Source organism: Corallococcus sp. AB032C (assembly GCF_003668935.1).
GTDB classification, from domain to species: domain Bacteria; phylum Myxococcota; class Myxococcia; order Myxococcales; family Myxococcaceae; genus Corallococcus; species Corallococcus exiguus.
This window is the reverse complement of the sequence record NZ_RAWP01000097.1, coordinates 1-26,601: the sequence shown is the minus strand read 5'-3', so window position 1 is coordinate 26,601 and position 26,601 is coordinate 1. Positions and strand designations below refer to the sequence as shown.

Below are 26,601 nucleotides of genomic sequence, written 5' to 3'. Positions count from 1 at the left end.
AAAGGCCCCAACCCGCTTCGCGTCCGGTCCCCTGCCCACACCAATCTAGTCAGCCCCCATCCGGAACGTCCACGCACCTTCCGGGTACTTAACAAGGGGAAAATACCGGTGATGGGAGAAAACAGAAGGCCGGAGGCGCGGGAGAAGATTCCCAGCACCCCCGGCCGCCGACCGGGTGGTTGACACCCCGGTCCGCTCGGATGTCGGTGTGTCTACTTCTTCTCTTCCGGCTTCACGCCCACGACCTTCCGGGGGTCCTGGATGGCGTCGAGGATGCCGTACGCCTTCGCCTCCGTGGCGCCCATGAAGTAGTCGCGGTCCGTGTCCTTCTCCACGCGCTCGATCGTCTGGCCGGTGTGCTTGACGATGAGCTCGTTGAGCTTGGCCTTCATGCGAAGGATTTCACGGGCCTGGATTTCGATGTCCGTCGCCTGGCCACGCGCGCCGCCCAGCGGCTGGTGGATCATGATGCGGCTGGAGGGCAGCGAGTAGCGCTTGCCCTTCGCGCCGGCGAGCAGCAGCACGGCACCCATGGAGGCCGCCTGCCCCACGCAGATGGTGGAGACGGGCGCCTTGACGTACTGCATCGTGTCGTAGATGGCGAGGCCCGCCGTCACCGAGCCACCGGGCGAGTTGATGTAGAGGTTGATGTCCTTGTCCGGGTCTTCGGACTCCAGGAACAGGAGCTGGGCGACGATGGCGTTGGCCACGTCATCGTCGATCTCCGTTCCCAGCATGACGATGCGGTCCTTCAGGAGCCGGCTGTAGATGTCGTACGAGCGCTCACCCCGGTGGGTCTGCTCGATGACGTAGGGGACGGGCATGAAGGGCATGTCGGATGGACCTCTAGAAGGAACTCAGAAGGCTTGAGGAAAAGACCTCAAGAATACTTCGCCCGGCCCTTGAGGAATTCAATCGTCTTTTCCTCGCGGAGTCGCAGAGACAACCCAAGGCGCTCGTCCGGGCCCTTGAAGTACTTCTTCACCTGGGCGACCGGCTGGTTGGCCTCGATGGCCAGGTCCTCGATGCGCTTCTCCACGTCCTCGTCGGACGCCTGGATGTTCTGCTGCTGGGCAATGGCCTCGAAGAGGAGCGTACCCTTCACCTCCAGGGTGGCCTTCTCCCGCATCTCGTCGCGCAGGCGGTTGAAGTCCAGGCCCAGCTGGCGCGGGTCGATGCCCTGGCGCTGCATCTGGCGGAAGGCGCCCTCCATCATGGAGTCGATGGCGCGCTCCACCATGGCGCGGGGCACGTCGAACGGGTTCTTCTCCAGCAGCGCCTTGATGAGCCCGTCGCGCTCGTCCACGGTGGACTGGTTCTTCCTGGCCTTCTCCAGGTCCGAGCGCACCTTGGCGCGCAGCTCATCCACCGTCTGCGCGACGCCCGTCTGCTTGGCGAAGTCGTCGTTGAGCTCCGGCACCACCGCCTTCTTCAGCTCCTTGGCGGTGATGTGGAAGATGGCCGTCTTCCCGCGGACCTCTTCGGCCTGGTAGTCCTGGGGGAAGGTGTACTCGACGTCCTTGGACTCGCCGACCTTCACGCCCGCCAGCTGCGGGATGTTGCCCTGGATGAGGTCGCCGTCCTGCACGCGCACGCCAATGCCGTCCGCCTTGCTGCCGGGGAACTCCTTGCCGTCCACCTTCGCCTCGAAGTCGATGGTGACCTGGTCGTCCTGGGCCGCGGTGTCGCGGTCCGTGACGGGCTCGATGCGGCCCAGGTTCTGGCGCATGTTCTCAATCTGCTGGTTCACCGCGTCGTCGGCGACGGCGGTGTCCACCTTCGTGAGGGACAGGCCTTCGAAGTCCTTGGCCTCCACCTTCGGCTTCACCTCGACGCGCGCCTCGAAGCTGAAGGGGGCGTTCGGCTTGAGGCCGGAGTTGGTGACCTGGGGTGAGGCGACGGCCTCCACCTTGTGCTCGCGCACGGCGTCCAGGTAGGCCTTCTGGACGACGCGCTGGATGACGTCGTCCTCCACCTGCTCGCGGTACTTCTGCTCGAGGATGCGGCGGGGGACCTTGCCCTGGCGGAAGCCGGGCATCTTCACCTGGCCGCTGAGCGCGGCGTACGCGCGGTTGAGCTCCTCAACGACGCGGGCGGAGTCGACCTCGATGGAGAGCTTCTTCTCAATGGGAGAGAGCTCTTCGACCTGGACCTTCATGCGGGCCTCGCTCGCCGCCTCCACGGGCAGTACGTCCCGGGGCGGCAACCGGAAAGTGGGACGTGCGGCTTTAGGGGATAGGCACGAACGGGTCAACGCGAAATGGGCGAGGAGGGACTCGAACCCTCACACCTTGCGGTACCAGATCCTAAGTCTGGCGCGTCTACCAGTTTCGCCACCCGCCCGACGCGTCGCGCGACCGCCGTCCTACTCCGAAACGTCCGTGGACGACAGGGACTTTCCCGGGCGGACCTCCCCGTCAGGGAGTGCCGGAAAAGACACAGGGCCCCTTCCGTTTCCAGAAGGGGCCCTGCGAGTGAGAGCGGAGGGAATCGAACCCACAACCTATGGATTAAGAGTCCATTGCTCTGCCAATTGAGCTACGCTCCCGGCTTTGCTTTCGGCCGCGTTGGCTTCGCGACGTCCGAGGTGGCGCGGTGAATACCGGTCGCCGCCCGCTCTGTCAAAACGTTTTTGCACACCCCTTCCATTCTCCGCGTTGGAACCGGATGCCCGGCGTGCGGCCGGCCGTCCCCGCGTCTGGGAAGCGATGCGAAGGGTCTGCCCGGCTCGCATGTTGATCCACGCCTCGGTTCGCGCTTCAGGCCTGTAGCAGGGGGACCGTCCAGGCCCCTGCTCACGGGTCGTGCGCCGTGTTCCCGAGGCAACCATGTGGGCGGGCGAGGGTCGTCCGCCTTTTCGAGCGGTGCTGGAGACACAGTGATGGATGCGAATGTGAAGGCGGAAGGAACGACGTCGCCGCAGGGCGCGGCCTGGAACCGGGAGCGGGTGGAGCTGGTGAAGCGGACCATCTGCCCCCGGGGAATCAGCGAGGACGAGTTCGCCCTCTTCATCGAGCAGTGCAAGCGCAGCGGGTTGGATCCGCTCCTCAAGGAAGCGTTCTGCGTGGCGCGCCGACAGAACGTGGGCAACCGCGAGCGGCCCAACTGGGTGACGAAGTACGAGTTCCAGCCCTCCGAGGCGGGCATGCTCGCCCGGGCGGAGCGCTTTCCGGACTTCAAGGGCATCCAGGCGAGCGCGGTGTTCGCCGAGGACGAAATCGTCGTGGACCAGGGCAAGGGCGAGGTGGTTCACCGCTTCAACCCGGCCAAGCGCAAGGGCGCCCTGGTGGGTGCCTGGTCGCGCGTGGTGCGCGATGGGAAGCTGCCCGTCGTCGTGTGGCTGGACTTCTCCGGCTACGTCCAGCAGACGCCGCTGTGGGCCAAGATTCCCACGACGATGATTGAGAAGTGCGCGCGCGTGGCGGCGCTGCGCAAGGCGTACCCGGAGGCCTTCGGCGGACTGTACGTGCGCGAGGAGATGCCGGCCGAGGAGTACGACGCGCACGACGAACCCGCGCCCGCCTCCGGTTCCTATGAGGTGCTGGGCTCGAAGCCGGGCCCGGTGAAGGCGTCCTTCCCCACCCTGGCTCCGGCCCCCTCCCCCGCGGAAGCCACCAAGGCGGTGGAGATGGCGCGGACGCCAGAGAAGGAGGAGGCGCGGCTGGACGTGGATGTGCCGCTGGCGCCGGCCACGACGGTGGCGGCGGTGCCCGTGTCCCAGACGCCCGAGCGTTCGAAGACGAGCGCGGTGGTGGTGGCGTTCGGTCCCCACAAGGGCAAGACGACGTCCGAGCTGTCCGACGACGAGCTGAGCGAGACCATCGACCTGGCGCACGAGAAGCTGATGGAGCAGCCCCGGGCCCGGTGGGCGAAGGCCATGCGCGAGAACCTCACCGCGCTGGAGGCGGAGACGGAGCTGCGCTGCCAGGCGCCGTCCTCCAAGGACCGCGCCGGGACGAACCCGGAGGCCTGAAGGCCGCGTCGTTCGCCGAAATGAACAACGCCCGCGTCCCAGCAGAAGGGGCGCGGGCGTTTTGCTTTCAGGCCGGGAAGGAGCTGGGAAAGGGTGTGCGCCCAGAGGGACTTGAACCCCCAACCCTCGGCTTCGAAGGCCGATGCTCTATCCAGTTGAGCTATAGGCGCGACAGGAAGCGAGTGAAGAAGGGCGAATGACCGGGATCGAACCGGCAACCTCCGGAGTCACAGTCCGGCGCTCTAACCAGTTGAGCTACATTCGCCGTCACTTCAACTTCACACGTCACGGCTTTGAAAGCGGCGGTCTCCTACCGTGGAAACCTGAGCCATTCAAGGCCCAAAACCAACTGCCAGCAGATTTGCGCCCCAGGCAGGGCTCGAACCTGCGACCCCCGACTTAGAAGGTCGGTGCTCTATCCAGCTGAGCTACTGGAGCTGGTCGGACAACCCTGCTGATACGTACGGCACTTCAAATCGGGGCGAGAGGATTCGAACCTCCGACCCCCTGCGCCCAAGGCAGGTGCGCTACCAGGCTGCGCTACGCCCCGAGAAGTGCTGCATTCTTCGCCTAACGCGAACGGACGCGCAAGCTTGCTCTTCCTGACGCCCGCCCGGCCGGTCAAAGCGCCAACAGATGGCGCCGCATCAACTGGAAGGCCCGGGCCCGGTGCGACACCCGCGACTTCTCCTCCGGCGCCAGCTCCGCCATGGAGCGCCCGCCCTCCCCCTCCACCTGGAACACGGGGTCGTAGCCGAAGCCGTTCGTCCCCTTCGGAGCCCGCAGGATGACGCCCTCGCAGCGGCCCACCTCCACCCGGGCCTCGTCACCCTTCCCCGTCACCAGCGCCAGGGCGCAGCGGAAGGACGCGGTGCGCTTTTCATCCGGCACGTCCGCCAGCTCGGTGAGGAGCTTCTCGTACCGGGCCTTGTCGTCCCCCGGCGCGTACCGGGCGGAAAGCACGCCGGGCTGTCCGTCCAGCGCGTCCACGCACAGCCCGGAGTCGTCCGCCAGCGCGGGCAGCCCGGTGGCCTCCGAGTACTCGCGGGCCTTCTTCACCGCGTTCTCCTCGAAGGTGGCGCCGTCCTCCACGGGCTCGGGCACAGGGGGCAGGTCCTGGAGGGACACCACCTCCACCGCGTCGCCCACGAGCGCGCGCAGTTCGCGCAGCTTGCCGGCGTTGCCGGTGGCGAAGAGCAGCTTCGGCTTCATCCCAGCACCTTCGCCTGCGCGGCGGCGAGCTGCTGGATGGCGGCCAGTCCCCCGTCCAGCATCGCGTCCATCGACTTGCGGTCGAAGAGCTTGTGCTCGGCGGTGCCCTGCACCTCCACGATGCGGCCGTCGCTCGTGGCCACGAGATTCAGGTCCACCTCCGCGGTGGAGTCCTCGTCGTAGTCCAGGTCCACGCGAACCTCGCCGTTCACCACGCCCACGGACACCGCGGCCAGCGGGGTGAGACCCTTCAACAGGCCCGGCTTGTTGAGCGAGCGCATGGCCAGCACCAGCGCCACGTACGCGCCGGTGATGGACGCGGTGCGCGTGCCGCCGTCCGCCTGGATGACGTCACAGTCCAGCGTGAAGGTGCGCACGCCCAGCGCCTGCAGGTCCACCGACGCGCGCAGGGCGCGTCCGATGAGCCGTTGGATCTCCATGGTGCGGCCGGACTGCTTGCCCTTGGCGGCCTCGCGGGCGCCGCGGGTGTGCGTGGCACGCGGGAGCATTCCGTACTCGGCCGTCACCCAGCCGCTGCCCTTGCCCATCAGGTGCGGCGGGACGCGGTCCTCCACCGAGCAGGTGACGAGCACCTTGGTGTGGCCGAACTCCACCTGGACGGAGCCCTCCGCGTAGCGGTTGACGTTGGGCGTGAGGGTGACAGGCCGGAGGTCCAGCGCACCACGGTTGAACGAACGCACGGGGAAAGGCTCCTGACAGGGAGGGACAGGCGAAGCCCCCACGCTTTATCAGGGCGCGGTGGATCCAGCCACCGGTTGCGAGGGCGAGGAGTCCCTCCGCCGCGTCTCCCGGAGGAAGGCCAACACACCGTCCGCGATGGCCTCCGCCAGCGTCTCCTGGTACGCGGCCTTCCCCAGCCGCGCGCCCTCCTGCGGGTGGGAGATGAAGCCCACTTCAATCAGCACCGCCGGCGCTTCCACGCCCGTGAGGACGAAGAAGGGCGCCTGCTGCACGCCCCGGTCCGCCGCGCCGCTCTTCGACACCAGCCGCGGGTGGATGGCGTAGGCCAGCCGGGACGCATCCGAGTGCGCCTCCGTGCGCGCCAGGTCATCCAGGATGAAGGCCAGCGTGGAGTGGCCACGCGCCGCACGGGCCGTGGGGGCTTCCGCGTTCTCGCGGTCCGCCACCGCGCGCGCCGCCTCACCGGAGGCGTTGGCGGAGAGGAAGTACGTCTCGATGCCCTCGGTGCGCTCACGCAGCCGCTTCGTGGGCATGGAGTTGGCGTGGATGGAGAGGAAGAGGTCCGGCCGCTGGATGTTGGAGAACTCCACCCGCTCCGACAGCGCCATCAGCGTGTCGCGGTCGCGCGTGAGGAACACCTCGCTGCCCGCGGCCTCCAGCTTGTCGCGCAGGCGCTGGGCAATCTGGAGCGCGACCTCCTTCTCCCAGATTTCGCCGGGCCCCTTCGCGCCCTCCTTCGCCCCGCCATGTCCCGGGTCGATGACGATGCGCGCACCGCGCTCCCCCGCCCCGGCGAGGGCCGGCAGGAGGCATGCGAGCATGAGGAGACCCAGGGGGAAGCAGCGCGGCGACATTCGCACCGGGATGTTAGCGGAGGCCCGGCCCGGAGGCGAAATCCCCTCCCGGGCGCGCGTACTTCAGCCGATGACGTCGATGCCGGGGCGGCCCGCCTGCACTTCGCCGATGAGGGCCGCGTCCACGCCCGCCTTCTCCAGCGCCTGGATGGCCTTGAGCGCGTGGCGCGCGGGCACGCTGGCCAGGAGGCCGCCGTTGGTCTGCGCGTCCGCGAGCAGCCACTGGATGTGCTCCGGCAGCCCTTCCGGGAACGTCACCTGCTTCTTCACGTGGGCGAGGTTCGTCTTCGTGCCGCCTGGAATCACACCGGCCTCCGCCAGCGCGGGCACCTCCGCGATGAGCGGGATGCGCTCCAGGTCCACCGCCGCGCGCGTCTTCGCGCCGTTCATCATCTCCAGCAGGTGGCCCAGCAGGCCAAAGCCCGTCACGTCCGTGAGCGCGTTCACCTTGAACGCACCTGACGCGAACACCTCACCGGCCGCCTTGTTGAGCGTGGCCATCTGCGCCGTCACGCGCTTCGTCAGCGCCTTGGACGCGAGGCCCCGCTTGATGGCGGTGGTGGCGATGCCCGTGCCCACGGGCTTGGTGAGCAGCAGCACGTCCCCCGGCTTCGAGCCCGCGTTGGTGAGCACCTTCTTCGGGTGCACCACGCCGGTGACGGCCATGCCGAACTTGGGCTCCGGGTCGCGGATGCTGTGACCGCCCAGGATGGGGATGCCCGCCTCGTCCGCCTTGGACTGGCCGCCCGCCAGGATCTTCTGCAGCGTCTTGAGCGGCAGCTCGTCCGGGAAGCACACCAGGTTGAGCGCGAACAGCGGCTTCGCGCCCATGGCCCAGATGTCCGACAGGGCGTTGGCCGCGGCGATGGCGCCGAACTGGAACGGGTCGTCCACGAGCGGCGGAAAGAAGTCCACCGTCTCCACCACGGCCATGCCCGGCGCCACCTGGTACACGGCGGCGTCGTCATTCGTGTTGAAGCCCACCAGGGCCCGGGGGTGGGACGTCGCCCCCTTCAGCCCGCCCAGGACCTTCGCCAGGTCCCCCGCCTTGAGCTTCGCCGCGCAGCCCGCGCAGTGGCTCATCTCCGTGAGGCGCTTCTTCAGCGCCACCGGCTTCTTGCCCGCCATGGTGTTCCCTACTCCGCGCGCACGTAGTCGCGCTTCATGAGCTGCACCACCGTTTCGGCGGTGAGCACGTCGTCGCCGTCCGAGTGGTCCAGCACGCCGCCCAGCGAGCCGTGGTTGTGCACCAACTGCAGCACGTCCAGGTGCTCCGGCGTCAGTTCCTTCAAGGGCGCCGTCAGCGGCTGCGCGATGCGCAGCGCCGTGGCCATGGGCGGCAGGTTCGGCTGCAGACGCTTGAACTCGTCCAGCTGCCGCAGGGCGTCCATCAGGAGCGCTTCGGTGGAGGAGTCCAGCTCCACCATGAACTCCTGCGAGTCCGCCGGGCGCAGCTCGAAGTCACCCTCTTCCCAGGTGACGATGCGGTTGAAGCTCTTCTGCGGGCCCAGGTTGTGGTTGTCGTCGATGACCGCGTAGTACACGCGGCCCTGGCGCAGGTAGATGCGACCCTCGTGGGCGTTGTTGACCACGAGCACGCCGTTCTTCTTGGACGTGTGGAAGAGCTGGAGCAGGTCCGGGAGGGGAATCTCCTCAATCTTCCCCGTCATGGAGCTGGCCTTGGTGGTCCGCGCGGCCTGTGCGGCGGCGGCCTCCTCCAGCTTCTGCTTCACGACGCTCTCGTCCACGGCGGCGCTCTCCGCGCCCTGGTGCACGAGCTTGAGGATGGAGGTCCCGATGAGGATGCGGTCCCCCTCCTTCAGCTTGGCCTGCTTGACCTTCTCGCCGTTGACGAAGGTGCCGTTGGTGGACCCCAGGTCCTCGATGGTGATGGCTCCGTCGGAGAACAGGATCTTCGCGTGCTTGCGCGAGACCATGTCCTCCACCAGCACCATGTCCAACTCGCTCGACCGTCCGACGACGATCTGCTTGTTGGCCTTCAGCGGGAACTCGCCGCCCTGGTACTTCCCGGAGATGAACTTGAGGGCAAAGGACTTCGCCGTACCGCCAGGAGTGCTCACGGTGCCGCGACCTCGATGATGGAAGTTGCCATGGTGCTCAACCCGTTACTTCCGCCTTGCCCGGGTCCTTCACCAGGTTGAGGTACATCTGCGCGCTCTTGTTGCCGGGGCTGCGCACGAGCACGTCTTCCCAGACCTTCACCGCCTCGTCACGGCGTCCCGCCGAGTACAGGGCGATTCCATAATTGATCCGTCCAGGAATGTACGACGGATTCTGCGCGATGACCTGTTCGTACTCCGCCAGGGCCGCCGGATTGTCGCCCGCGTCCCTCAGGGCATTGCCCAGCTTCAGGCGGATGTCCACGAACTCCGGGAAGTGGGCCAGCGCGCGGCGGTACTCTTCAATGGCCTTGGCCCACACGCCGCTGGAGGCGAACACGTCGCCGATGTCGGCGTACATGTTGGCCACCTTCTTCATGACGTAGGGGTCCAGCTCGCCGGGGGCGCCCTTCTGGCGGGACAAGGCGGCCTGGTAGACCTCCTTCGCCTCCGCGTACTTCCCCATGTCGTTGTAGATGACCGCCAGGTTGAGCGCGGCCTCGGTGTACGCGGGGTTGAGCCGCAGCGCGGACTCAAAGGCCCGCTGCGCCCGGGCGAACTGGCCCTGGTCGTGGTAGATGATGCCGAGCATGTTGTAGACGTCGGCGAAGGTCGGATTCTGCTCGACCACCTTCGTCAAGAACTGCTCGGCCTGGGCGTACTGCTTCTTCTCGAAGGAGCCGCGCCCGAGGGTCAGTAGTTGCTTGAGGGCTTCGTCCATGACTCGGCCCGCGCGGGCCCCTGCCTCCTCGGGAAGCCTACATCAGCCTGGGCGAAAACAAGAATTGATCGCCCTCGCGCACGAGCAAAAGCGGTCGCTCACCCCGGGTGTCCACCGGCCGGGCCGGGAGATCGCCCTCCAACCGGTAGTGCTCCGTCACCGTCACCTCGTCCCGCTCCAGGCGCGCGTACCACGCCTGGACCGTCAGGCGCCGCTTGCTCAAGGGGGCCACCTCCGCCCACGCCCGCCCCGCACCGCCGTCCCCTCCTGGGCCCGCCAGCAGTGACAGCGCCTCCGGCCGGCCTTGCGCCAGGGCCTGCCGCCGCGCCTCCAGCGCCGCCACCACCGCCACCAGCCGCGGCGCCACCGAGGACGTGGGCTTCCACCGGCCGGACGCTCGGGTGAAGGCCACCGCCTCCACGCCGGCGGTGCTGACCGTGGTGGCGCCCAGCGCGCCCTCGAAGTCCAGCGTGGCGAAGGCCTCCGCGCGCTGCCCATCCGGCGCCACGGAGACGGAGATGCGGGCGTACTGGAGCTTCCGGGAGACGAGCGGAGCCTGTGCACCGGGCACGGGCAGGGACACGCCGTCGTGCTCGGCCTGCTTCAGGGTGGTGATGATCTCCGCTTCCGGTCCGGCGGCCGCGCCCAGGAGGCGCGAGCCCAGGAACAGGAGGACACAGGCGGCGGCGAGCACGGCGATTCCAATGCCCCCCAGCCGGCCCCAGTCCTCCGAGCGCCTCACGAGCCCAGCATCTTCTGGGCACGCTGGGCAGCGGGCGTACCCGGAAGGCGCTTGACGACTTCCCGCAGCGTGTTCTGCGCGCGCTCCGTGTCATTGAGCTTCACGTACGCGTTATGGAGGTCGAAGAGGGCCTCCTCTTCCAGCGGCGTGCCCGGGTAGTCCTTGAGCAGCCCCTCCAGGCGCTGGGCCACGGCCTTCCAGCGCTCGCGCTTCGCGTAGAAGGACGCGACGTAGAGCTCGTGGCGCGCCAGGCGCTGGCGGGCGTCATTCCGGTGCGCCGTGGCGTCCTTCACGTACTGCGAATCCGGGTACTGGCGCAGGAAGACGTTCATGGCCCGGAGCGCGTCGTACATGGGCTTCTGCTCCTTCTCGTAGGAAGGCGGCAGGGCGAAGAACTCCGAGGGGAACTCCTGCACGTAGGAGAGGGCCGCGCGGTAGGCGGCGTAGTCCACCTTGGGGTGCGTGGGGTGCAGCCGCATGAAGGAGTCGAACTTCTCGCGCGCCTCCGGGTACATCTCCCGGGCGAAGTCCAGGTCCGCCAGCTTCAGCTCCGCCTCGCGCGCGGCCTCCAGGTAGGGGAACTTGGCGCGGACGTGGTCGAAGTACTTCTCCGCCTTGAAGTAGTCGTTGTCCTCCATCGCGGCCTCACCCAGCGCCAGGTTCTCCGCGGCCATGGCGGCGTAGTCAGGCTCGCCCGCGGGCCCCGCGGAGAGGGCGGCACAGGCGGACAACATCAGGGCGGACAGGACGAGGACGACGGAGCGCATCACGCCCCCAAACTATTCGTCCTGCCCGGAGGGGTCCAGTGAAGGTTCTCCCACCAGCCGGGTCACGATGTCCGGCGCGAAACCCCGGCTGAGCAAAAGCCGCCCCGCCCTTGCCTGCTCCTTCGCGTCCAGCGGGCGGCCGGCCAGGCGCCGGCGCTCCAGCACCTGCCGTGCGGCCTCCAGCGCGTCGAAGCCCACCGCGTCCTTGGCCTCCGACAGCGCCCGCCGAGCCTCCGTGCCCTCCAGCCCGTGGGCCTGGAGCCGTTGAAGCACGGCCCGGGGGCCCAGCTTGCCTTTGCCCAGCAGGGCCTGGGCGCGTTCACGCGCGAACTTCGCGTCGTCCAGGTAGCCCCACTCCGCAAGGCGGGCGAGCACCGCGTCGCGAACGGATTCGGAGAAGCCCTTGCGCTCCAGGGCGAGCGACAGCTCATGCCGGCTGCGGCCGCGCGCCTTGAGCAGGCGCAGGCAGGCATCGGTGGCGCGCTGGACAGCCTCGGGGCCTTCGGGCTCGTCAACCATCGCGGAGTCCCTACCATGTGGTAACAGGCCCCGCCATGCACCCCATCCTCGCCCGCTTCCTCACTGCAGACGCCGCCAGGGAAACGCTCCGCAAGGAGAAGGCGGGTGAACCGCTGACTCCGGAAGAGCAGCACTTCGTGACCGCCTCGGACGCCAACCCCAAGCAGAAGGCCATGCTGCTGGGCGTGAGCGGACGCGCGCTGTCCTCCGACGCCCAGGCCGCGCTGGTGCTGCTGGCCGCGCACGCCGCCGCCCGCGCGCTCACGCAGGACGAGTCCCTGTCCGCCGCGACGCAGAAGGCGCGCGAGGCGCTGAAGGAAGAAGGCGCGAGCGACGAGGAGTCGGACGCCTTCCTCGCGTCCATCCTGCTGGAGGAGGCCTTCGGCTACGAGCAGGAGGTGGACAACTTCGACGCGGACTACGTGAAGGAGGCCCTGGGCGAGGTGCCCGCCCTGGCCGCGCTGTCCAAGGAGTCCGTGGACGCGCTGTTCCTCGCGTTCGCCAAGGCCGCGCCCAACGACGCGGACCGCAAGGCGCGCGAGCACATGGCGCGGGCGCTGTTCGACATCGCGTGGTCGGAGGGCCCCACGTCCATCAACCCGGAGCACCTGGAGACGCTGCTCGACAACGAGGTCCTCCAGGAGTCCGACGAGGCGCAGGACGCGCGCGTGCGCGCCACCGTGTCGCTGCTCCAGACGCTGGCGCACCAGGGGCTCATTGGCCCCATGCGCCTCAGCCGGCTGCGTGCGCAGTTGGGGGACGACGACGCCTGAGCGGCGCCCTCCCCCTTCGCACCGGGTTTCCTAGAAGCGTTCGATCTGGAAGTCGTCGTCGCCGCTGGCCGCCGGAGCGGGCGCGGCCACCGGAGCGGGCGTGGGCGGACGGGCCGCCACCTGCGGAGGCAGCGGCCGGCCCTGGACGACGCCGGGCGGCGGAGTGGCGGGACGCGGCGCCGCGACGCCGGGCGGAGGCGTCATGGGCCGGGCGGCCATGGGCGCTCCGGGGCGCGGGGCCTGGGGAGCCGGCGCGGGCGTGGGCGCCGCGGGGGCAGCCTGTGCGGGCGCGCCCTTCTGCGCGAAGGACGCCGAGCCCGGAATGGGACGCTCCTCGCCGGCCTTGGCGTCGAAGTTGTCCCACTTCGAGTCGGACGTGCCGCTGATGCCGGAGAAGCGCAGCGCGAAGTCGTCCGGGTTGCTGGCCTGGCGGTGGGCCTCCTCGTAGGTGACCAGGCCGTTGCGCACCAGGCTCATCAGCGACTGGTCGAACGTCTGCATCCCGTAGGAGTCCGTGCCCTGCGAGATGGCGTCGTGGATCTCCTTCGTGCGGTCCTTGTCTTCAATCAGCTCGCGCACGCGCGTGGTGACGCGCAGCACCTCCACTGCCGCCACGCGGCCCTTGCCGTCCGCGCGCGGCACCAGACGCTGACTCACTACGCCGCGCAGCACGCTGGAGAGCTGCAGGCGCACCTGCTTCTGCTGGTGCGGGGGGAACGCGGACACGATGCGGTTGATGGTCTCCGTGGCGTCCAGCGTGTGCAGCGTGGACATCACCAGGTGGCCCGTCTCCGCGGCGTGGAGCGCCGTTTCGATGGTCTCGTGGTCGCGCATTTCGCCCACCAGGATGACGTCCGGGTCCTGGCGCAGCGCTGACTTCAGGGCCTGCGAGAAGCTCATCGTGTCTACACCCACTTCGCGCTGGTTCACGATGGAGCGCTTGTCGCGGATGAGGAACTCGATGGGGTCCTCGATGGTCATGATGTGGTTGGTTTCGTTGGAGTTGATGTAGTCGATCATCGCCGCCAACGTCGTGGACTTGCCGGAGCCCGTGGTGCCCGTCACCAGCACCAGGCCGCGCTCCTCGCCGCACACCTTCTCCAACACCGGGGGCAACAGCAGGTCCTTCATCGTCATCACCTTGAAGGGGATGACGCGGAGCACGGCGCCCACCGTGCCGCGCTGCTGGAAGACGTTCACGCGGAAGCGGCCCAGGCCCGGCACTCCGTAGGCCAGGTCCACCTCGTTGCTGACCTTGAACTTCTCCTTCTGGAACTCGTTCATGATGCCGAACGCCATGCGCGCCACCTCTTCCGGAGGCAGGCGGCGGCCGTCCTTGAGCGGCACCAGCGAACCATCCACGCGGAACATGGGCGGCAGGCCCGCCTTCAGGTGGATGTCGGAGGCTCCGCCACGCAGGGCGATCTGCAGGATTTCGTTGAGTTCCATGAGGGTGCCGGGATGGTAGCAGAACGCCCGCGCGCATCGCGACGGGGCGACGCCCACCCGCTTGCCCGCAAAGCACGACGGCGGAGGCTTCCCGAAGGAAACCCCCGCCGACGAACGGCCGGACAGCTGGCCGACAAGCGTGATTAGCGCTTGGAGAACTGGAACCGACGACGGGCGCCGGGCTGGCCGTACTTCTTGCGCTCGACCGCGCGGGCATCGCGGGTGAGGAAGCCGGCCTTCTTCAGCGCCGGACGGAACTCCGGGTTGAAGGCGCACAGCGCGCGCGCGATGCCGTGACGGATGGCACCGGCCTGGCCAGAGAGACCGCCGCCGCGCACGTTGACCGTGACGTCGAGCTTGCCCTTCTGCTCCAGGATCTCCAGCGGCTGGTTGAGCACCATCTTCGACGTCTCACGGCCGAAGTACTCGTTGATGTCGCGGCCGTTGATGACGACAGCGCCGTTGCCAGGACGCAGCCAGACGCGAGCGGTGGCCTCCTTGCGGCGGCCCGTGGCGTAGAAACCGAGTTCAGGATTGATCGCCATGGTTGTTCTTACGCCTCGACCTTGAACGCCACCGGCTTCTGCGCGGTGTGCGGATGAGTGTCACCAGCATACACCTTGAGCTTCGTCATCATCTGACGGCCCAGGGCATTGCGGGGCAGCATGCGGCGCACGGCGTTGAGGATGATGTCCTCAGGGTGACGCTGGCGCAGCTTCTGGAGGTTGGTGATCTTCAGGGCACCCGGGAAACCGGCGTACGGGTGACGGTAGTACTGCTTGTCCGTCTCCTTCGTGCCCGTCACCTTCACCTTGTCGGCGTTGATGACGATGACGTGGTCACCCGTGTCGATGGACGGGGTGTACGTCGGCTTGTGCTTGCCCTTCAGGAGGGTGGCGATCTGACTGGCGGCGCGACCAAGCACCTTGTCGGACACGTCAATGACGTGCCACTGGCGCTTGATGTCCCCAGCCTTGGCGCTGTAGGTCTTCTGCGACATTTCGTGCACTCCAGACTTCGGCGCGGCGCCCAGGTGCATGCCAGGGGCCGCGTGCTCGTGCGTAACCAACCGCGGGTCCTCCGCCTCAACTCCGACAGAAGCCCGGAAAGGCTGACCCTCCTAGTAGGACGCCGGGATCAAGTCAAGGTTGGGCGTACGGGGGACCCCTCAGGGCGCCCGGCCAGGAGTGCCCGGGCCCGCTCCCCCGGCGGCGGGCTTCTTGAAGCGCTCCTTCAGGTTGGCGAAGAAGTTCTTCTCCTTCTCATCCGGCGGCCCCTGACGCGGCGCGTCCATGTCCACGATCTCGAAGGCGTCCGGGGGCAGGTCCTCCAGGAAGCGCGAGGGCGTGCGGGGGACCTCCTTGCCGCGCTTCACGCGCACGGTGGAGCGGGTGAGGTAGAGCAGCTCCTTGGCGCGGGTGATGCCCACGTAGCAGAGGCGGCGCTCCTCCTCGAGGTTCTGCGCCTCGCCCTGCATGCCGCCGTGGGGCATCAGGTCCTCCTCCATGCCGATGAAGAAGACGAGCCGGTACTCCAGGCCCTTGGAGGCATGCAGGGACATCAGCGTCACGCGCTTGTTCTGCCCCGGGACGTCCTCCTCTTCCTGGCGCGTGTCCAGGCTGAGGCGGTTCAAGTACGTGAGGAGGCTGGCCTTGGGGCCCTCGCGCTTTTCGAACTTCTCCAGGGACGCGAGCACCCCATCCACGCCCTTGAGCTTCTTGTCCGCGGCGGTGCCGGAGACGGCCTTGGCGCGGGTGGCCTCGCGGAAGCCGATTTCCTCCAGCAGCTTGTGCGTGGCCTCCGACAGGCGGGGCGTCTGGGTGAAGGCGTCGCGGTAGCGCTCCACCATCTCCACGAACTCCAGCACCTTGCCGCCCGCGCCCGCGGGCAGGTCGTCATAGGTTTCCGCGCGGCGCATCACCGTCCAGAGCGTCACGCCCTCCGCGCGCGAGTGCGCGTGCAGCCGCTCCATGGTGACGTCGCCAATGCCGCGCGAGGGCACGTTGACGATGCGCATGAGGGAGATTTCGTCCAGCTTGTTCGCCAGGACCTTGAAGTACGCGATGACGTCCTTCACCTCGCTGCGGTCGAAGAACTCGCTGCCGCCCACCACTTCGTAGGCGATGCTCTTCTCACGCAGCATCTCCTCCACCGGGTGGGCCTGGCCGTTGGTGCGGTAGAGCACCGCGATGTCGTCCGCGGGGACGCCCAGCGAGATGTGCTTCTGGATTTCGTGCGCGATGAAGCGGGCCTCCTCTTCATCATTGGGGCACGCCACCACCTTCACCAGCGGACCGCCCTTGCGGTCGGTCCACATGCGCTTGTCCTTGCGCTCCGGGTTCTTGGCGATGACGGCGTTGGCCGCGTCCAGCACGCGCTGGGAGGAGCGGTAGTTCTGCTCCAGCCGCACCTCCTTGCCGCCCGGGAAGTGCCGCTCGAAGTCCAGGATGTTGCGCACCTCCGCGCCGCGCCAGGAGTAGATGCACTGGTCGTCATCCCCCACCGCGCACACGTTCCTCGCCTCGCCCGCGAGCAGCTTGAGCAGGTCCAACTGGGCGTGGTTCGTGTCCTGGAACTCGTCCACCAGGAGGTACTGGAAGCGGGCCGTGTACTTGCGGTGCAGGTCCGGGTGCTCGCGCAACAGGCGCGCGGGCAGCACCAGCAGGTCGTCGAAGTCCACCGAGCCCTGCGCCTTGAGCGCGAGCTGGTAGTCCGCGAAGACCATGGAGGTGATGAGGTCGTAGTCGTCCCCCATTCCCTCCGGCTTGGGCTGGGGCGCCTCGCCGGAGTTCTTCGCCTTGGAGATGAGGGTGAGGACCTTGCGCGCGTCGAAGGCGCGGTCGTCGATGCGCTTGTCGCGCATGGCGCGGCGGATGATGGAGAGCTGGTCGCCCATGTCCGCGATGGCGAACTTCTTCGGCCAGCCCAGCCGGTGGATGTCCTCGCGCAGCACCTCCGCGCCGAACGCGTGGAAGGTGCACACCAGCACGCCCTGGGCGCGCGGCCCGGCCATGTGGATGAGCCGTTCCTTCATCTCCGTGGCGGCCTTGTTGGTGAAGGTCACCGCGAGGATGTTGCGGGCCATGATGTGGTTCGGCCGCTCGTTGAGCAGGTGGACGATGCGGTGGGTGATGACCCGCGTCTTTCCACTGCCCGCGCCCGCCAGCACGAGCAGGGGGCCCTGGAGCGTCACCACGGCCTCGCGCTGAGGAGGATTGAGCTTCGAAAGGTCCATTGCGCGCGGGCCAGGGATACCCTTTGATTCGTTCGTGCGCGACTATTTCCTACGGCTGGCCATCGCATCGCTCGCGCTCGGCGTGGGCGGCGGATGCCGTGACGACGAACGCACGACATCTCCCACCCCGCGCGACGTGGTGACGACCGCCGCACCGTGCGTGTACTTCAAGGATTTGGCGCCGTTCCTGCCGGAGTCGCTGGAGGGCTTCACGGTAGGTTCCACCGCGGGCTCCACGGGGAAGTACGGCGAGGTGTCCGTGTCGGAGGCGGAGCGCACCTACACCCGGGGCGAAGGCCGCGAGGTGAAGGTGCGCATCGTGGACACCACCATGGGGCTGAAGCTGGGGGAGGCCATCCGCGAGGCGGCGCAGAAGGCGAAGGGCCGCGCGGCGAGCGACCCGACGGCGCCCATCCAGTGGAAGGAGGCCGTGGGCTTCGTGCGCTATGACGCGGACGAGGCCGTCGCGGAGGCGAACCTCCTGGTAGGCGAGCGGTTCGTGGTGGCCGTCACCAGCCGCGGCTTCCCCAGCACCGTGGAGGTGCGGCGGGTGGCGCGAGGCATCGACCTGGCCGGACTGGCCCAGCTGCAGTGATTCAAGAGTCCAAGGAGCGTTTGTGGCGGTGAAGGACAAGGGGTCGCGGACCCAGACGGCCCAGGAGCTGCTGGAGCAGGAGAAGGCGGCGCGCCTGGGCGTGTCGTCCCTGGGCAAGCGCGAGTTCATGGACCAGTTCCAGAAGCTGTCCAAGAGCTACGCGGTGGACCCGGGCAACCCCGGCTCCTACGCGTGCGAGGGCTGCCAGCGCTGCGCCAACTGCATGTTCTGCAAGGACTGCGACAGCTGCCACCAGTGCACGCACTGCACGCGGTGCGAGCTGTGCACCAACTGCTCGCACTGCGTGGAGTGCAAGAACTGCCACGCGTGCGCCTACTGCGTGCAGAGCGAGAACTGCTCCAGCAGCGCGTACGTGGTGCTGAGCAAGAACCTGCAGGACTGCAACTACTGCTTCGGCTGCGTGGGGCTTTCCAAGAAGGACTTCCACATCCTCAACGTGGGCTTTTCCCGCACCGAGTACTTCAAGGTCGTGGGCCGGCTGCGCAAGGAACTGGGCATCCCGTAGCGCTCCGGCCCCCTGCCCCGCCGCGCCCGGCCTTAAAGGGCGCGCACGTAGAGGGCCTTGAGGTACTCCGTCTCCGTGAGGCCCGCGAGCACCGGGTGGTCCAGGCCGGCGCCCCGCCGCTCCAGGATCTGCACCGGGCGCTTCGCGTCCGCGGCGGCGTCCAGGACCATGGACTCGAAGCCCTGGCGGTCCAGCTTCCCCGAGCACGAGCACGTCACCAGCAGGCCGTCCGGCTTGAGGCAGCGCAGGGCGCGCAGGTTGAGCTCGTGGTAGGCGCGCAGCGCGGTGGCCAGGCCCTCGCGGCGCTTGGCCAGTCCAGGAGGGTCCAGGACGATGGTGTCGAAGCGGCGGCCCTCCTGGTCGAAGCGGCGCAGCACGTCGAACGCGTTGCCGTTCTCCACCTTCACGTTGGCGCGGCCGTTGGCCTCCGCGTTCGTCTGGATGCGCGCGGAGGCCTTCGCGTCCTGCTCCACCGCGAGCACCGACGTGCAGTGCTTCGCGAGCGCGAGCGCGAAGCCGCCGTGGTAGCTGAAGCAGTCCAGCGCTTCGCCACGGCCCAGCTCGCCCGCGCGCAGGTGGTTGTCCACCTGGTCCAGGAACGCGCCCGTCTTCATGTCGCCCAGCAGGTCCACTTCGAAGCGGTTGTCGCCCTCGTGGTAGGTGAAGCGCGCGGCGCCCTCGCCGTGCAGCACGCGCACCTCGCGGGGCAGGCTCTCGAAGTCGCGGCCGGAGGCGTCGTCGCGGCACACGACGTGGCTCGCGCCCGTCCTCTCTACGAGCGCGCGCGCGAGCATCTCCTTGCGCGCGTCCATGCCCTCCGACAGCGTCTGCACCGTGAGGCCCTGGCCGTAGCGGTCCACGAAGAAGCCGGGGAGCAGGTCCGCCTCTCCGTGCACCAGGCGCAGGCCGTCCCGCCCCGGCAGAACGGCGCGACGGGCGAGCGCGGCCTCCAGGCGGCGGATGAAGAAGGCGTCATCCACCTTCTCTTCATTCGGCCCCTTGCGCGTGAGCAGCCGCAGGGCAAGCGGGGAGCGGCGGGCGTAGAGCGCCTGGCCGATGGGATTGCCCTGCGGGTCCACCACGGCCACCACCGCGCCCGGGGTGTCGGTGGCGGGGGCATCGGTGAGCTCCGTGCGGTACACCCAGGGGGTACCGCGACGCAGTGTCTTGGCGCCCTTGAGGCTGACCCGGGCAGTGGGAAGGGAAGGCATGTCGGGGCTCACTCCAGGCCGCGTGCGGCCAGTTCCTCGTCGTCTTCCCCGCGCAGATGCCCGATTTCATGCAGCAGTGTCACGCGAATCTGTTCGCGCAGCTCTTCGGGGGTGCGCACCGCGCGGGCCAGGTTGCGCCGGTAGAGGGCCACCGAGCGGCAGGGCGTCTCCGAGCCGTCGCACGGCTCCTGGAGGGAGGGCCCCCGGAACAGGCCCAGGATGGTGGGCGACAGGGGCGGCTGGTTGGCGAGCAGGTCGTCCTCGGAGGGAATCTCCTCCGTGGCCACCGGCACGCCCTCCAGGTCCTGGCGCATGTCCGCGGGCAGGTCCGCCAGCGCGCGCTTCACCTGGGCCTTGAACTCGTCCGCCGACGGCAGGGGCGGCGGGGGGAAGTCCTCGGGCTCCAGCGCGCGGGCCTTCTGGAAGTGGTCGTCCGCCTTGGCCCACTGGCCCTCGCGCTCCAGGAGCAGGCCCAGGTGCTGGTGCGCGTGCGCCGCGCGGTCCTTGTCCTTCAGGAGCGACGCGAAGGCCGCCTTCGCCTCGCGGAAGCGGCACAGCTCGAAGAGGGCCAGGGCCTTCTCGTACTTCGCCTCGGCGTTGCCCGGCTCGCGGGCGAGCACGATGGCGGCGCGGTCCAGCGCCTGTTCCGCCTGCCCCAGGTCGTTGAAGGCCATGGCGGCCACCAGCGCCAGCGACGGCACCAGCTCCGGGGGCGTGGAGGGCTGGGACAGGCCTCGCTCGGCGTAGAGGGCGCCCAGTTCGTCCCGCTCGCGCGTGGAGGGCAGTTGCACCGCGTACAGGTGCGCGGCGCCCAGGAGCGCGTCCGCGTCCCCGGGGTCGATGGCCAGCGCTCGGGCGTAGGCGAGCTGCGCCTCCGGCTCGCGGTTGAGCGCGGCCAGCGCGGAGCCCCGTTCCGCGTGGGCGGCGGCGAGGTCCGGCTCCTGCGCGGCGGCCTGCGCGGCGCAGGAGAGCGCTTCCTCGTAGTGGCCGGAGTCGTAGTAGTCGCGGGCCGCGTCCAGGGGCGCGCCACCCCGCGCGTCGCACACCGCCAGCGGGTGCACCTCCGCCACCGCGTCGTCCGGGCGCCTCACGGAGGCGAGGGGGCCCGCGTCCACGGGGCCTTCCGCGAGCGCGCCCGCGTCAGCCGCCACGGCGGTGGTGGCCGTGCCCGCATCCGTGCCCGCGTCGGCGTTCGCCGGAGGGGGCCGTTTGCAGGAGGCGAGCAGGAGGAGACAGACAGCGAGCAGACCGCGCCGCGACATGGGCGGGGAGGCTATGGCATCCGCCCCATGCACAGGAAGCGGGGACGTGCCTGCCCGCCTGAGGGGTCCCATCCCCTCTCCGGCTGCATTACCCTCCGGCCTCCCATGAGAGAACTCATCCTGGCATCCACCTCCAGCGCGCGACGGGTCCTGATGGACGGGCTGGGCGTGCCCTACCGCACCGAAGCCCCCAACGTGGACGAGCAAGTCCCCGACGACCTGCCCGCCGACGAAGCCGTGCGGATGCTCGCCGTGCGCAAGGCCCGAGCGGTGCAGGAGCGCCATCCGGAGTCCTGGGTGCTGGGGGCGGATCAGCTGGTGGAGATGGGCCGCGACGTGCTGGGCAAGCCCCAGGACCGGGACGCGGCGCGCGCGCAGCTGACGCGCCTGCTGGGGAACACCCACGTCATCCACACCGCCGTGTGCCTGCTGGGGCCGGGCGGCCACCACTCGGAGACCCTGGAGGACGCGCGCCTCACGTTCTTCGCCGTCCCGCCAGAGGAGCTGGAGCGCTACCTGGACACCGGCGAGTGGGAGGGCTGCGCGGGCAGCTACCGCGTGGAGGGCCGGGGGCAGGCGCTGCTCCAGAAGCTGGAGGGCGACCGCACCAACGTGCAGGGACTGCCCATGCTGTCGGTGGTACGGCTGCTCCGGCAGGCGGGCTTCGACCTCTTCGCCCGCCCCTAAGCCCCGGCGCTCAGCGCGCGCCGGACAGCTCCGCGAGAATCTCCTGGTACGCGGCGCGGGCCTTGTCGGCCTGGTCCGCCTTGAAGCTCGCCGCGGCCACCACCGGGTGGCCGCCCCCGCCGTAGCGGCCGGCGATGGCCGCCAGGTCGTGCTTGCGCGTCTCCGGCCTCCAAGGGTTGGAGCCCAGCGAGACCTTGGCGCGCGACGCGCCCTTCCCCACCCACAGCGTGTAGCGCGCGTCCGGGTAGAGCGCGTACGCGATGAACTTGTTGAGGCTGTCCACGCCCTCGTCCACCAGGTCGAAGGAGACGACGCCGTTCTCGTACCGGGCCTTCTCACGCACGAGGTCGATGTTGCGCTGGTGCCGGAAGAGCAGCGGCTCCAGCGGGGCGGCGATGAGCGGCGACCGGGCGATGTCCGCCAGGCTGTCCGTCTGCATGCGCCGGATGACCTCCGGGATGAGCGTGTCGTCCTTCGTCGCCTCCAGCACCGTCATGATGCGCAGCGCGGGCTCCTCCAGCGCCACCGCCATCTGGGGGCTGGGGAACTGCGCGCCGTCGATGATCTCCGCCCAGTGCAGCAGGTCCTTCAGCGGAGACGCGTCCCAGCCGAAGCGCTCGCGAGCCACGTCCGCCAGGTACAGCGTGCAGCTCTTGCGATGCGGGTCGTGGAACTTCCGGCCGCTGGTGTCGCGCTGGAAGTGGGGCTCGTCGCCTGCCTGCTGGAAGGCGGAGGCGTGGTGGTCGAACCACCAGGTGAGCCGCGCGTCCTGGCTGTAGCGGAAGTCGACGATGACGTTCTCGTCGCCCGTGAAGACGGCCGCGTCGATGCCCTCCGCCCCCGGCTTGTGGGCGAGGCCCCGGTAGCTGAACGTCGCGTCGGCGCGCACGCGCTCCCGGTAGAAGCGGGTGAAGACCGCGGCGCTGGCCGCGCCGTCGAAACAGTTGTCGTGGAAGAGGACCTGGACTCGCATGGGCGCCCGCCCTCTACCCCGAATCCACGCCGAGTCCCAACCGCACCGCGGTCGCCTGCCCGCAGGGGCTGTGGCCAGGGGGGTACACCTGACCCAGCCCTGTCGTCGCACGGCCTCGGGCCGGTGCGCTCCATTGAACGATGCGTGGAAACCACCGCGCTGAATGAACGAAAAACTCGACAGAACGAGGAACGACCCTGGAGGACTGAAAAAAGGAAGGCCCGTCCGCCCCTCGGAAACCCGCTACCCGCGAGGAAAACCCCTGGATTCAGGGACCTGACGGGGAGGCTGAGCCCTGGCACCTCGCCTGCATGGTGTCAGACCGACGAGGTACTCACCCGCGTATCGGCAGTAGCGGGAGGAACCATGGCGAAGCGGACCGCAGGCAGCAAGACGAAGGGTGGCACGGTGCGGCGGCAGGGTCGGCGGGTGATGCCCGCGCTGCGTCGCACGGCGAAGCGCGCGCGGGTGGCGGCCCAGAAGGCCCAGCTCACCCTCGGTGAGGTCATCGCGGCGGCGTTCGACACAGCGGGCGGAGAGATGAGCGGCGTGCTGGAGCTCGTCACCTCCCCGCAGATGACCCGGGCGCTGGGCCGCCGCATCGTCGTCGAGAGCTGAAAGCGCCCGCGTCCCGGCCCCCGAAGCCCAGGCCGTGCTCCGCTGAAACGGAGCGCGCGGGCGCGGAGCTGTCGCGACACGGCTGTCAGCCTTTCTCCACCAGGTGCCGCGTTTCGCGTGAGCGCGGGTGGAGTCCTTCTCCCCTTCTTTTCGTCCTGGAACCTGGATCCGTTGGACTGGGTAATGGATCCGCTCGGGGTTCATCCGGACCCTGGACTGCCCGCGTTCGTCACTTCGCGCCAGGTGTGCTGCGCGCTTCGCACCTGAAACACGAAGGCCCGTGCTCCCTCGCAAAACCGGGAACACGGGCCGGGAAACCCCGGAGCGCGGGGCTTTGGGTGCCTGGGACTAGGGGGTGTCCCTAATTATCTGAAGAAAGGTGCTGGAGGCCGAGCGGCCGCCAGCCCCGTGGGCAGGGTTGAGCTTGCAGGGAAAGGAAGAGCTGAGCACCCCTGGTGAGTGCACCGACATGAGCTGACGGACGAGCAGTGGAAGCAGCTTGAGCCACTCATCCCTGCCCGACGAGGGCCGCGCACCAAGAAAGGTGACCGGCAGTTCGTCAATGCAGTGCTCTGGCGGGTGAAGACGGGCGCACCCTGGCGTGACTTGCCAGAGCGTTACGGGCCCTGGAAGACGGTCTACAACCGCTTCGGGCGCTGGGCGACCCGAGGCGTATGGGAGGGGCTCTTCAAGTCGCTGCAGTTGCAAGTGGATGATGTCGGCTCGCTGCTGGACGCCACCATCATCCGGGCGCATCAGGACGCCGCGGGCGCAAAAGGGGGGGCCGATGCAATGCTCTGGGCCGTTCTCGAGGAGGCTTTTCTTCCAAGGTCCACGCCCTGTGCACCACCCAGGGCCAACCGCTCGAAGTGACGCTGACGCCTGGGCAGCGCGGCGACGTCACTGAAGCCGAGCACCTCATTCAGTATGCGCACGGCAAGGCGCTCATCGCCGACGCCGGCTATGACGCCGACCACCTCGTGCAGGCCGTCCGGGAGCGCGGAATGAGGCCCGTCATCGCGATGAATCCAACGCGCAAGCACCACCGGCGCCGCAACAGTCGCGCCCTCTACCGGCTGCGCATCCAGGTGGAGTGCATGTTCCACCGCCTCAAGCGCTTCCGCGCCGTGGCCACCCGCTACGAGAAGACCGCCACCAACTACCTGGCGGTCCTCCACCTGGCCTGCATGATGCTTTGGCTTAATTAGGGACACCCCCTAGCGGGGCTGCCAGCGCGGGCGGTAGTCGTCACCCTCGTTGGTCAGCACCGTGTACGTGTCCTTCGGGTGCTGGATGAGGGTTCCGGTGGGCTGGCCGGTGGCCGGGTCGATGGGCTGCACGTAGAGCGCTCCGCCGAAGACGTAGGCCACGAGCTGGCCGTCCGGAGAGAACGACGGCAGCGTGGCGTTGTCAGCGAGCTTCACCGGGGCGCCGTCCGCCGCGCCCGTGGTGGTGTTCACGCGCTGCAGGAAGATGACGTTGCCCGGCGTGGTCCCGCACAGCGTCGCGCCGGTGTTGCCGCACAGCGTGGCCGCGCCATTGATGTTCTGGTAGTAGGCGCGCACGTACGCCACCCAGCTGCCATCCGGCGACCAGTTCGGGTTCGCGATGTACGAGTCCACGGTGCCGCCCGTCGCGTTTTCGGAGGTCCTGTCCGCGAGCAGCGCCGGGGTGCCGCCGCCCGTCACCGGCAGCGAGTACAGCCGCAGCACCGGGGTGGTGTCCGTGCCGAAGGTCACGGTGAGGTTGTCTGGGTTGGCCAGGAAGAGCAGCTGCGAGGTGGTGCGGTTGTAGTGCGGCTGCTCGCCCGAGGTGGGCGAACCCGCCAGCGGAGCCGGCGCGCCGCCGCCCGTGGAGACGTAGATGCCGTTGCCCGCGGCGCTGTAGGCGTAGTCCGTGCCGTTGGGCGCCAGGTCCGGGAAGGTGCCGTTGACGGTGGCCTGCGTGGGCGAGCCGCCCGTCGCCGCGATGGTGGAGATGCCCGTGCTGCCGCGCACCCAGGTGATGAGGTTGCCCGGCTCCCACTCCATGTAGCGGATGCGCGTGCTGCTGGAAGCCGTGCCCGTGGTCAGCACGGTGGGCGCGGCGGCCGTGAGCGGCACCGGGCGCACCGCGAGCTCACCCGCGGCGCCGGTGACGTCCCCCTGCACGAAGGCCACCTGGGCGCCGTCCGGGCCGAAGCGCGGGTAGGCGCTGGCGACACCGTCGGCGCTGAGCGACGTCATCCCCGGCACGTCGTATTCCGTCACCAGCGCGCGCGTGCCGCCGTCGTTGCCCGTCACGGCGATGAGGAGCGACTGGCAGGTGGCGGCCTCGCAGCGCAGGCCCGCCATGCACTCCGCGGACGCGGTGCACGCGCCGCCCTTGGCCACGTTCATGCCCGCGTCGGTGCCGGCATCGACTTCCGTCCCAGCGTCCTCGGTGCCCGCGTCGACCTCCGTGCCCGCGTCGACCTCCGTGCCCGCATCAACCTCCGTGCCCGCGTCCTCTTCCGGCGGGAACACGAGGTTCTGCAGCTCGCACTTGTTGTCCGCGTTGCAGATCCATTCCTGGCCCGCCGGCGCGGCGCCCTTGTCACGGCAGTCGAACTGATCGACGCACTCGTCGCCACAGCCCGTCCCCAACACCGTCAGCGCACCGAACAACGCCCCCAACACCACTCGCTTGATCATTTCCACGCCTCCCAGGTCGCGATGCACCAAAGTCAGGGGGCGCGTCTTAGCTTCGCGTTCACGGGTGCCAGCAGGCCTTGAAGGGCATGGCCTCCGAGGCTGTCAGTGATTGAACTGGATTGAGAAGAAGGGTGCTCAATGATCGACACGCACTGCCATCTGGACGCCTCGCGCTTCGACCCCGACCGCGACAGCGTTGTCGCGCGCGCCTGGGCCGCGGGCCTGCACGGCATCCTCATCCCCGCGGTGGGCCCGGACACGTGGGAGCCATTGCTCACGCTGCCGCGAAAGGACGCGCGCATCCAGGTGGGACTGGGCATCCATCCCCAGTTCCTGCCGGACCTGCCAGCGGAGGATGACGGCGCGCACCTGGAGCGGCTGGACGCGCTGCTGTCGCAAGGCGGCGCGGTGGCGGTGGGCGAGTGCGGCCTGGATGGCCCGTCCCTCCCCGGCGCCCCGCTGGAGCGGCAGCTGGCGGTGCTGCGCGGACACCTGGCCCTGGCGCGCAAGTACGGGCTGCCGGTGCTGATGCACTGCCACCGGCTGCACCCGGCGATGATGGAGTTCCTGAAGGCGGAAGCCTGGCCGGAGGCCGGCATCCTGATGCACAGCTACAGCGGCGGCGCGGAGCTGGCGCGCTTCTACATCCAGAAGGGCTGTCACTTCTCCTTCGCGGGCCCGGTGACGTGGGCGGAGGCGCGCAAGCCGCTGGACGCCCTTCGCGTGATTCCGGCGGACCGGCTGGTGGCGGAGACGGACTCGCCGGACCAGGCGCCCACGCCCTTCCGGGGGCAGCGGTCCGAACCCGGCTACCTGCCCCACATCCTCGCGGGCATGGCGCACGTGCTGGGGGAGCCCGTGGAGGCGCTCGCCCAGCGGACGACCGAGAATGCCCGGCGCCTGTTCCGGGAAGCTTTCCCCTCCCCTTCGCGGTAGGCGAGCGTCGCGTGATAGAGGAGCCCTTCATGAACCCGCAGCCCGCCCCCGCCC

General features: G+C 69.0%; 26 protein-coding genes, 6 tRNA genes and 1 pseudogene. 8 read left to right on the top strand and 25 right to left on the bottom strand.

Features of this window, described 5'->3' with window-relative positions; all coding sequences use genetic code 11:
- Positions 1-212 precede the first annotated feature (212 nt).
- The 4 genes from clpP to D7X99_RS32260 all read right to left on the bottom strand — a co-directional run bounded on the left by clpP (position 213) and on the right by D7X99_RS32260 (position 2,548).
- Positions 213-833 carry an ATP-dependent Clp endopeptidase proteolytic subunit ClpP gene (clpP, locus tag D7X99_RS32275; RefSeq protein WP_120557687.1) on the bottom strand — a complete coding sequence of 207 codons (621 nt, stop codon included), beginning with the start codon at positions 831-833 and terminating at the stop codon, positions 213-215.
- A 47-nt stretch (positions 834-880) separates the two neighbouring features.
- Positions 881-2,158: a trigger factor gene (gene tig / locus D7X99_RS32270; RefSeq protein ID WP_121781097.1), complete on the bottom strand. Its 1,278-nt coding sequence runs from the start codon at positions 2,156-2,158 to the stop codon at positions 881-883.
- Between the two features lie 103 nt (positions 2,159-2,261).
- A tRNA-Leu gene (locus tag D7X99_RS32265) sits at positions 2,262-2,343 on the bottom strand.
- Positions 2,344-2,475: 132 nt separating this feature from the next.
- Positions 2,476-2,548: transfer RNA gene (locus D7X99_RS32260), tRNA-Lys, on the bottom strand.
- 333 nt (positions 2,549-2,881) lie between these two features.
- On the opposite strand from D7X99_RS32260, the gene bet reads away from it, so the two are divergent.
- Positions 2,882-3,973, top strand: a complete 1,092-nt coding sequence (bet, locus tag D7X99_RS32255; protein WP_121781096.1) for a phage recombination protein Bet — start codon at positions 2,882-2,884, stop codon at positions 3,971-3,973.
- Positions 3,974-4,069: 96 nt separating this feature from the next.
- Here the strand turns inward: bet and D7X99_RS32250 are convergent.
- The 13 genes from D7X99_RS32250 to D7X99_RS32190 form a co-directional block, all read right to left on the bottom strand.
- Positions 4,070-4,143, bottom strand: a tRNA-Arg gene (locus tag D7X99_RS32250).
- A 21-nt stretch (positions 4,144-4,164) separates the two neighbouring features.
- Positions 4,165-4,238, bottom strand: a tRNA-His gene (locus D7X99_RS32245).
- Positions 4,239-4,337: 99 nt separating this feature from the next.
- A tRNA-Arg gene (locus D7X99_RS32240) sits at positions 4,338-4,411 on the bottom strand.
- A 38-nt stretch (positions 4,412-4,449) separates the two neighbouring features.
- Positions 4,450-4,523 (bottom strand) — tRNA-Pro (locus tag D7X99_RS32235).
- A 71-nt stretch (positions 4,524-4,594) separates the two neighbouring features.
- Complete coding sequence (gene rdgB / locus D7X99_RS32230; RefSeq protein ID WP_121781095.1) at positions 4,595-5,185, bottom strand: RdgB/HAM1 family non-canonical purine NTP pyrophosphatase; 591 nt, start codon at positions 5,183-5,185, stop codon at positions 4,595-4,597.
- Positions 5,182-5,886 carry a ribonuclease PH gene (rph, locus tag D7X99_RS32225; protein WP_121781094.1) on the bottom strand — a complete coding sequence of 235 codons (705 nt, stop codon included), beginning with the start codon at positions 5,884-5,886 and terminating at the stop codon, positions 5,182-5,184. The genes rdgB and rph overlap by 4 nt, the downstream gene beginning before the upstream one ends.
- Before the next feature lie 48 nt (positions 5,887-5,934).
- On the bottom strand, positions 5,935-6,708 hold the full coding sequence (locus D7X99_RS32220; protein ID WP_233613881.1) for an N-acetylmuramoyl-L-alanine amidase: 774 nt from the start codon (positions 6,706-6,708) through the stop codon (positions 5,935-5,937).
- 96 nt (positions 6,709-6,804) lie between these two features.
- A complete protein-coding gene (selD, locus tag D7X99_RS32215; protein ID WP_121781092.1) occupies positions 6,805-7,869 on the bottom strand; it encodes a selenide, water dikinase SelD in 1,065 nt (354 codons plus the stop codon).
- Positions 7,870-7,877: 8 nt separating this feature from the next.
- Positions 7,878-8,822 carry a DUF4388 domain-containing protein gene (locus D7X99_RS32210; protein ID WP_120581232.1) on the bottom strand — a complete coding sequence of 315 codons (945 nt, stop codon included), beginning with the start codon at positions 8,820-8,822 and terminating at the stop codon, positions 7,878-7,880.
- 37 nt (positions 8,823-8,859) lie between these two features.
- On the bottom strand, positions 8,860-9,582 hold the full coding sequence (locus D7X99_RS32205) for a lipopolysaccharide assembly protein LapB (protein ID WP_121781091.1): 723 nt from the start codon (positions 9,580-9,582) through the stop codon (positions 8,860-8,862).
- 37 nt (positions 9,583-9,619) lie between these two features.
- Entirely contained in the window at positions 9,620-10,324 is a 705-nt protein-coding gene (locus tag D7X99_RS32200; RefSeq protein WP_121781090.1) for a hypothetical protein, read from the bottom strand.
- Positions 10,321-11,091 (bottom strand): outer membrane protein assembly factor BamD, encoded by a 771-nt coding sequence (locus tag D7X99_RS32195; protein WP_121781089.1) that lies wholly within the window; start codon positions 11,089-11,091, stop codon positions 10,321-10,323. The genes D7X99_RS32200 and D7X99_RS32195 overlap by 4 nt, the downstream gene beginning before the upstream one ends.
- A gap of 12 nt (positions 11,092-11,103) precedes the next feature.
- Positions 11,104-11,610 carry a regulatory protein RecX gene (locus D7X99_RS32190; protein WP_121781088.1) on the bottom strand — a complete coding sequence of 169 codons (507 nt, stop codon included), beginning with the start codon at positions 11,608-11,610 and terminating at the stop codon, positions 11,104-11,106.
- A 35-nt stretch (positions 11,611-11,645) separates the two neighbouring features.
- On the opposite strand from D7X99_RS32190, the gene D7X99_RS32185 reads away from it, so the two are divergent.
- Positions 11,646-12,383, top strand: a complete 738-nt coding sequence (locus D7X99_RS32185; protein ID WP_121781087.1) for a hypothetical protein — start codon at positions 11,646-11,648, stop codon at positions 12,381-12,383.
- Between the two features lie 30 nt (positions 12,384-12,413).
- On the opposite strand, the gene D7X99_RS32180 is transcribed toward D7X99_RS32185, so the two are convergent.
- From D7X99_RS32180 to D7X99_RS32165, 4 genes are all read right to left on the bottom strand, one after another.
- Positions 12,414-13,832, bottom strand: coding sequence for a type IV pilus twitching motility protein PilT (locus D7X99_RS32180; protein WP_121781104.1), 1,419 nt, complete (start codon positions 13,830-13,832; stop codon positions 12,414-12,416).
- A gap of 143 nt (positions 13,833-13,975) precedes the next feature.
- Positions 13,976-14,377, bottom strand: a complete 402-nt coding sequence (gene rpsI / locus D7X99_RS32175) for a 30S ribosomal protein S9 (protein WP_120549158.1) — start codon at positions 14,375-14,377, stop codon at positions 13,976-13,978.
- An 8-nt stretch (positions 14,378-14,385) separates the two neighbouring features.
- The gene (gene rplM, locus D7X99_RS32170; protein ID WP_120577030.1) at positions 14,386-14,832 is read right to left on the bottom strand and encodes a 50S ribosomal protein L13; all 447 of its coding nucleotides are present in this window, start codon (positions 14,830-14,832) and stop codon (positions 14,386-14,388) included.
- A 168-nt stretch (positions 14,833-15,000) separates the two neighbouring features.
- A complete protein-coding gene (locus D7X99_RS32165) occupies positions 15,001-17,067 on the bottom strand; it encodes an ATP-dependent helicase (RefSeq protein WP_120595439.1) in 2,067 nt (688 codons plus the stop codon).
- A gap of 34 nt (positions 17,068-17,101) precedes the next feature.
- On the opposite strand from D7X99_RS32165, the gene D7X99_RS32160 reads away from it, so the two are divergent.
- Positions 17,102-17,662: a hypothetical protein gene (locus D7X99_RS32160; protein ID WP_233597000.1), complete on the top strand. Its 561-nt coding sequence runs from the start codon at positions 17,102-17,104 to the stop codon at positions 17,660-17,662.
- A gap of 28 nt (positions 17,663-17,690) precedes the next feature.
- Complete coding sequence (locus D7X99_RS32155; RefSeq protein WP_120577036.1) at positions 17,691-18,188, top strand: caib/baif family protein; 498 nt, start codon at positions 17,691-17,693, stop codon at positions 18,186-18,188.
- A gap of 32 nt (positions 18,189-18,220) precedes the next feature.
- Here D7X99_RS32155 and D7X99_RS32150 read toward each other — a convergent pair whose 3' ends face one another.
- The gene (locus tag D7X99_RS32150; RefSeq protein ID WP_121781086.1) at positions 18,221-19,399 is read right to left on the bottom strand and encodes a class I SAM-dependent rRNA methyltransferase; all 1,179 of its coding nucleotides are present in this window, start codon (positions 19,397-19,399) and stop codon (positions 18,221-18,223) included.
- An 8-nt stretch (positions 19,400-19,407) separates the two neighbouring features.
- Entirely contained in the window at positions 19,408-20,661 is a 1,254-nt protein-coding gene (locus D7X99_RS32145; RefSeq protein ID WP_120577027.1) for a metallopeptidase family protein, read from the bottom strand.
- Positions 20,662-20,766: 105 nt separating this feature from the next.
- On the opposite strand from D7X99_RS32145, the gene D7X99_RS32140 reads away from it, so the two are divergent.
- A complete protein-coding gene (locus D7X99_RS32140; RefSeq protein ID WP_121781085.1) occupies positions 20,767-21,348 on the top strand; it encodes a nucleoside triphosphate pyrophosphatase in 582 nt (193 codons plus the stop codon).
- Between the two features lie 10 nt (positions 21,349-21,358).
- Here the strand turns inward: D7X99_RS32140 and D7X99_RS32135 are convergent, their stop codons facing one another.
- Entirely contained in the window at positions 21,359-22,321 is a 963-nt protein-coding gene (locus tag D7X99_RS32135) for a DHH family phosphoesterase (RefSeq protein WP_121781084.1), read from the bottom strand.
- Positions 22,322-22,687: 366 nt separating this feature from the next.
- On the opposite strand from D7X99_RS32135, the gene D7X99_RS32130 reads away from it, so the two are divergent.
- On the top strand, positions 22,688-22,939 hold the full coding sequence (locus D7X99_RS32130; protein ID WP_233613879.1) for a hypothetical protein: 252 nt from the start codon (positions 22,688-22,690) through the stop codon (positions 22,937-22,939).
- Between the two features lie 486 nt (positions 22,940-23,425).
- Positions 23,426-24,147: pseudogene (locus D7X99_RS44730) on the top strand (IS5 family transposase); the annotation flags it as partial.
- A gap of 9 nt (positions 24,148-24,156) precedes the next feature.
- On the opposite strand, the gene D7X99_RS32115 reads toward D7X99_RS44730, so the two are convergent.
- Positions 24,157-25,611, bottom strand: coding sequence for a PD40 domain-containing protein (locus tag D7X99_RS32115; RefSeq protein ID WP_121781102.1), 1,455 nt, complete (start codon positions 25,609-25,611; stop codon positions 24,157-24,159).
- Positions 25,612-25,749: 138 nt separating this feature from the next.
- Between D7X99_RS32115 and D7X99_RS32110 the strand changes: the two genes are divergently transcribed.
- On the top strand, positions 25,750-26,547 hold the full coding sequence (locus D7X99_RS32110; RefSeq protein WP_121781083.1) for a TatD family hydrolase: 798 nt from the start codon (positions 25,750-25,752) through the stop codon (positions 26,545-26,547).
- Positions 26,548-26,601 lie beyond the last annotated feature (54 nt).

Bases quoted from the DNA above. Each gene is read 5' to 3' on its own strand.
- clpP (WP_120557687.1), bottom strand. From the start codon at position 833: ATGCCCTTCATGCCCGTCCCCTACGTCATCGAGCAGACCCACCGGGGT.
- tig (WP_121781097.1), bottom strand. From the start codon at position 2,158: ATGAAGGTCCAGGTCGAAGAGCTCTCTCCCATTGAGAAGAAGCTCTCC.
- bet (WP_121781096.1), top strand. From the start codon at position 2,882: ATGGATGCGAATGTGAAGGCGGAAGGAACGACGTCGCCGCAGGGCGCG.
- rdgB (WP_121781095.1), bottom strand. From the start codon at position 5,185: ATGAAGCCGAAGCTGCTCTTCGCCACCGGCAACGCCGGCAAGCTGCGC.
- D7X99_RS32220 (WP_233613881.1), bottom strand. From the start codon at position 6,708: ATGCTCGCATGCCTCCTGCCGGCCCTCGCCGGGGCGGGGGAGCGCGGT.
- selD (WP_121781092.1), bottom strand. From the start codon at position 7,869: ATGGCGGGCAAGAAGCCGGTGGCGCTGAAGAAGCGCCTCACGGAGATG.
- D7X99_RS32205 (WP_121781091.1), bottom strand. From the start codon at position 9,582: ATGGACGAAGCCCTCAAGCAACTACTGACCCTCGGGCGCGGCTCCTTC.
- D7X99_RS32195 (WP_121781089.1), bottom strand. From the start codon at position 11,091: ATGCGCTCCGTCGTCCTCGTCCTGTCCGCCCTGATGTTGTCCGCCTGT.
- D7X99_RS32190 (WP_121781088.1), bottom strand. From the start codon at position 11,610: ATGGTTGACGAGCCCGAAGGCCCCGAGGCTGTCCAGCGCGCCACCGAT.
- D7X99_RS32185 (WP_121781087.1), top strand. From the start codon at position 11,646: ATGCACCCCATCCTCGCCCGCTTCCTCACTGCAGACGCCGCCAGGGAA.
- D7X99_RS32180 (WP_121781104.1), bottom strand. From the start codon at position 13,832: ATGGAACTCAACGAAATCCTGCAGATCGCCCTGCGTGGCGGAGCCTCC.
- rpsI (WP_120549158.1), bottom strand. From the start codon at position 14,377: ATGGCGATCAATCCTGAACTCGGTTTCTACGCCACGGGCCGCCGCAAG.
- rplM (WP_120577030.1), bottom strand. From the start codon at position 14,832: ATGTCGCAGAAGACCTACAGCGCCAAGGCTGGGGACATCAAGCGCCAG.
- D7X99_RS32165 (WP_120595439.1), bottom strand. From the start codon at position 17,067: ATGGACCTTTCGAAGCTCAATCCTCCTCAGCGCGAGGCCGTGGTGACG.
- D7X99_RS32150 (WP_121781086.1), bottom strand. From the start codon at position 19,399: ATGCCTTCCCTTCCCACTGCCCGGGTCAGCCTCAAGGGCGCCAAGACA.
- D7X99_RS32145 (WP_120577027.1), bottom strand. From the start codon at position 20,661: ATGTCGCGGCGCGGTCTGCTCGCTGTCTGTCTCCTCCTGCTCGCCTCC.
- D7X99_RS32140 (WP_121781085.1), top strand. From the start codon at position 20,767: ATGAGAGAACTCATCCTGGCATCCACCTCCAGCGCGCGACGGGTCCTG.
- D7X99_RS32135 (WP_121781084.1), bottom strand. From the start codon at position 22,321: ATGCGAGTCCAGGTCCTCTTCCACGACAACTGTTTCGACGGCGCGGCC.
- D7X99_RS32130 (WP_233613879.1), top strand. From the start codon at position 22,688: ATGGCGAAGCGGACCGCAGGCAGCAAGACGAAGGGTGGCACGGTGCGG.
- D7X99_RS32115 (WP_121781102.1), bottom strand. From the start codon at position 25,611: ATGATCAAGCGAGTGGTGTTGGGGGCGTTGTTCGGTGCGCTGACGGTG.
- D7X99_RS32110 (WP_121781083.1), top strand. From the start codon at position 25,750: ATGATCGACACGCACTGCCATCTGGACGCCTCGCGCTTCGACCCCGAC.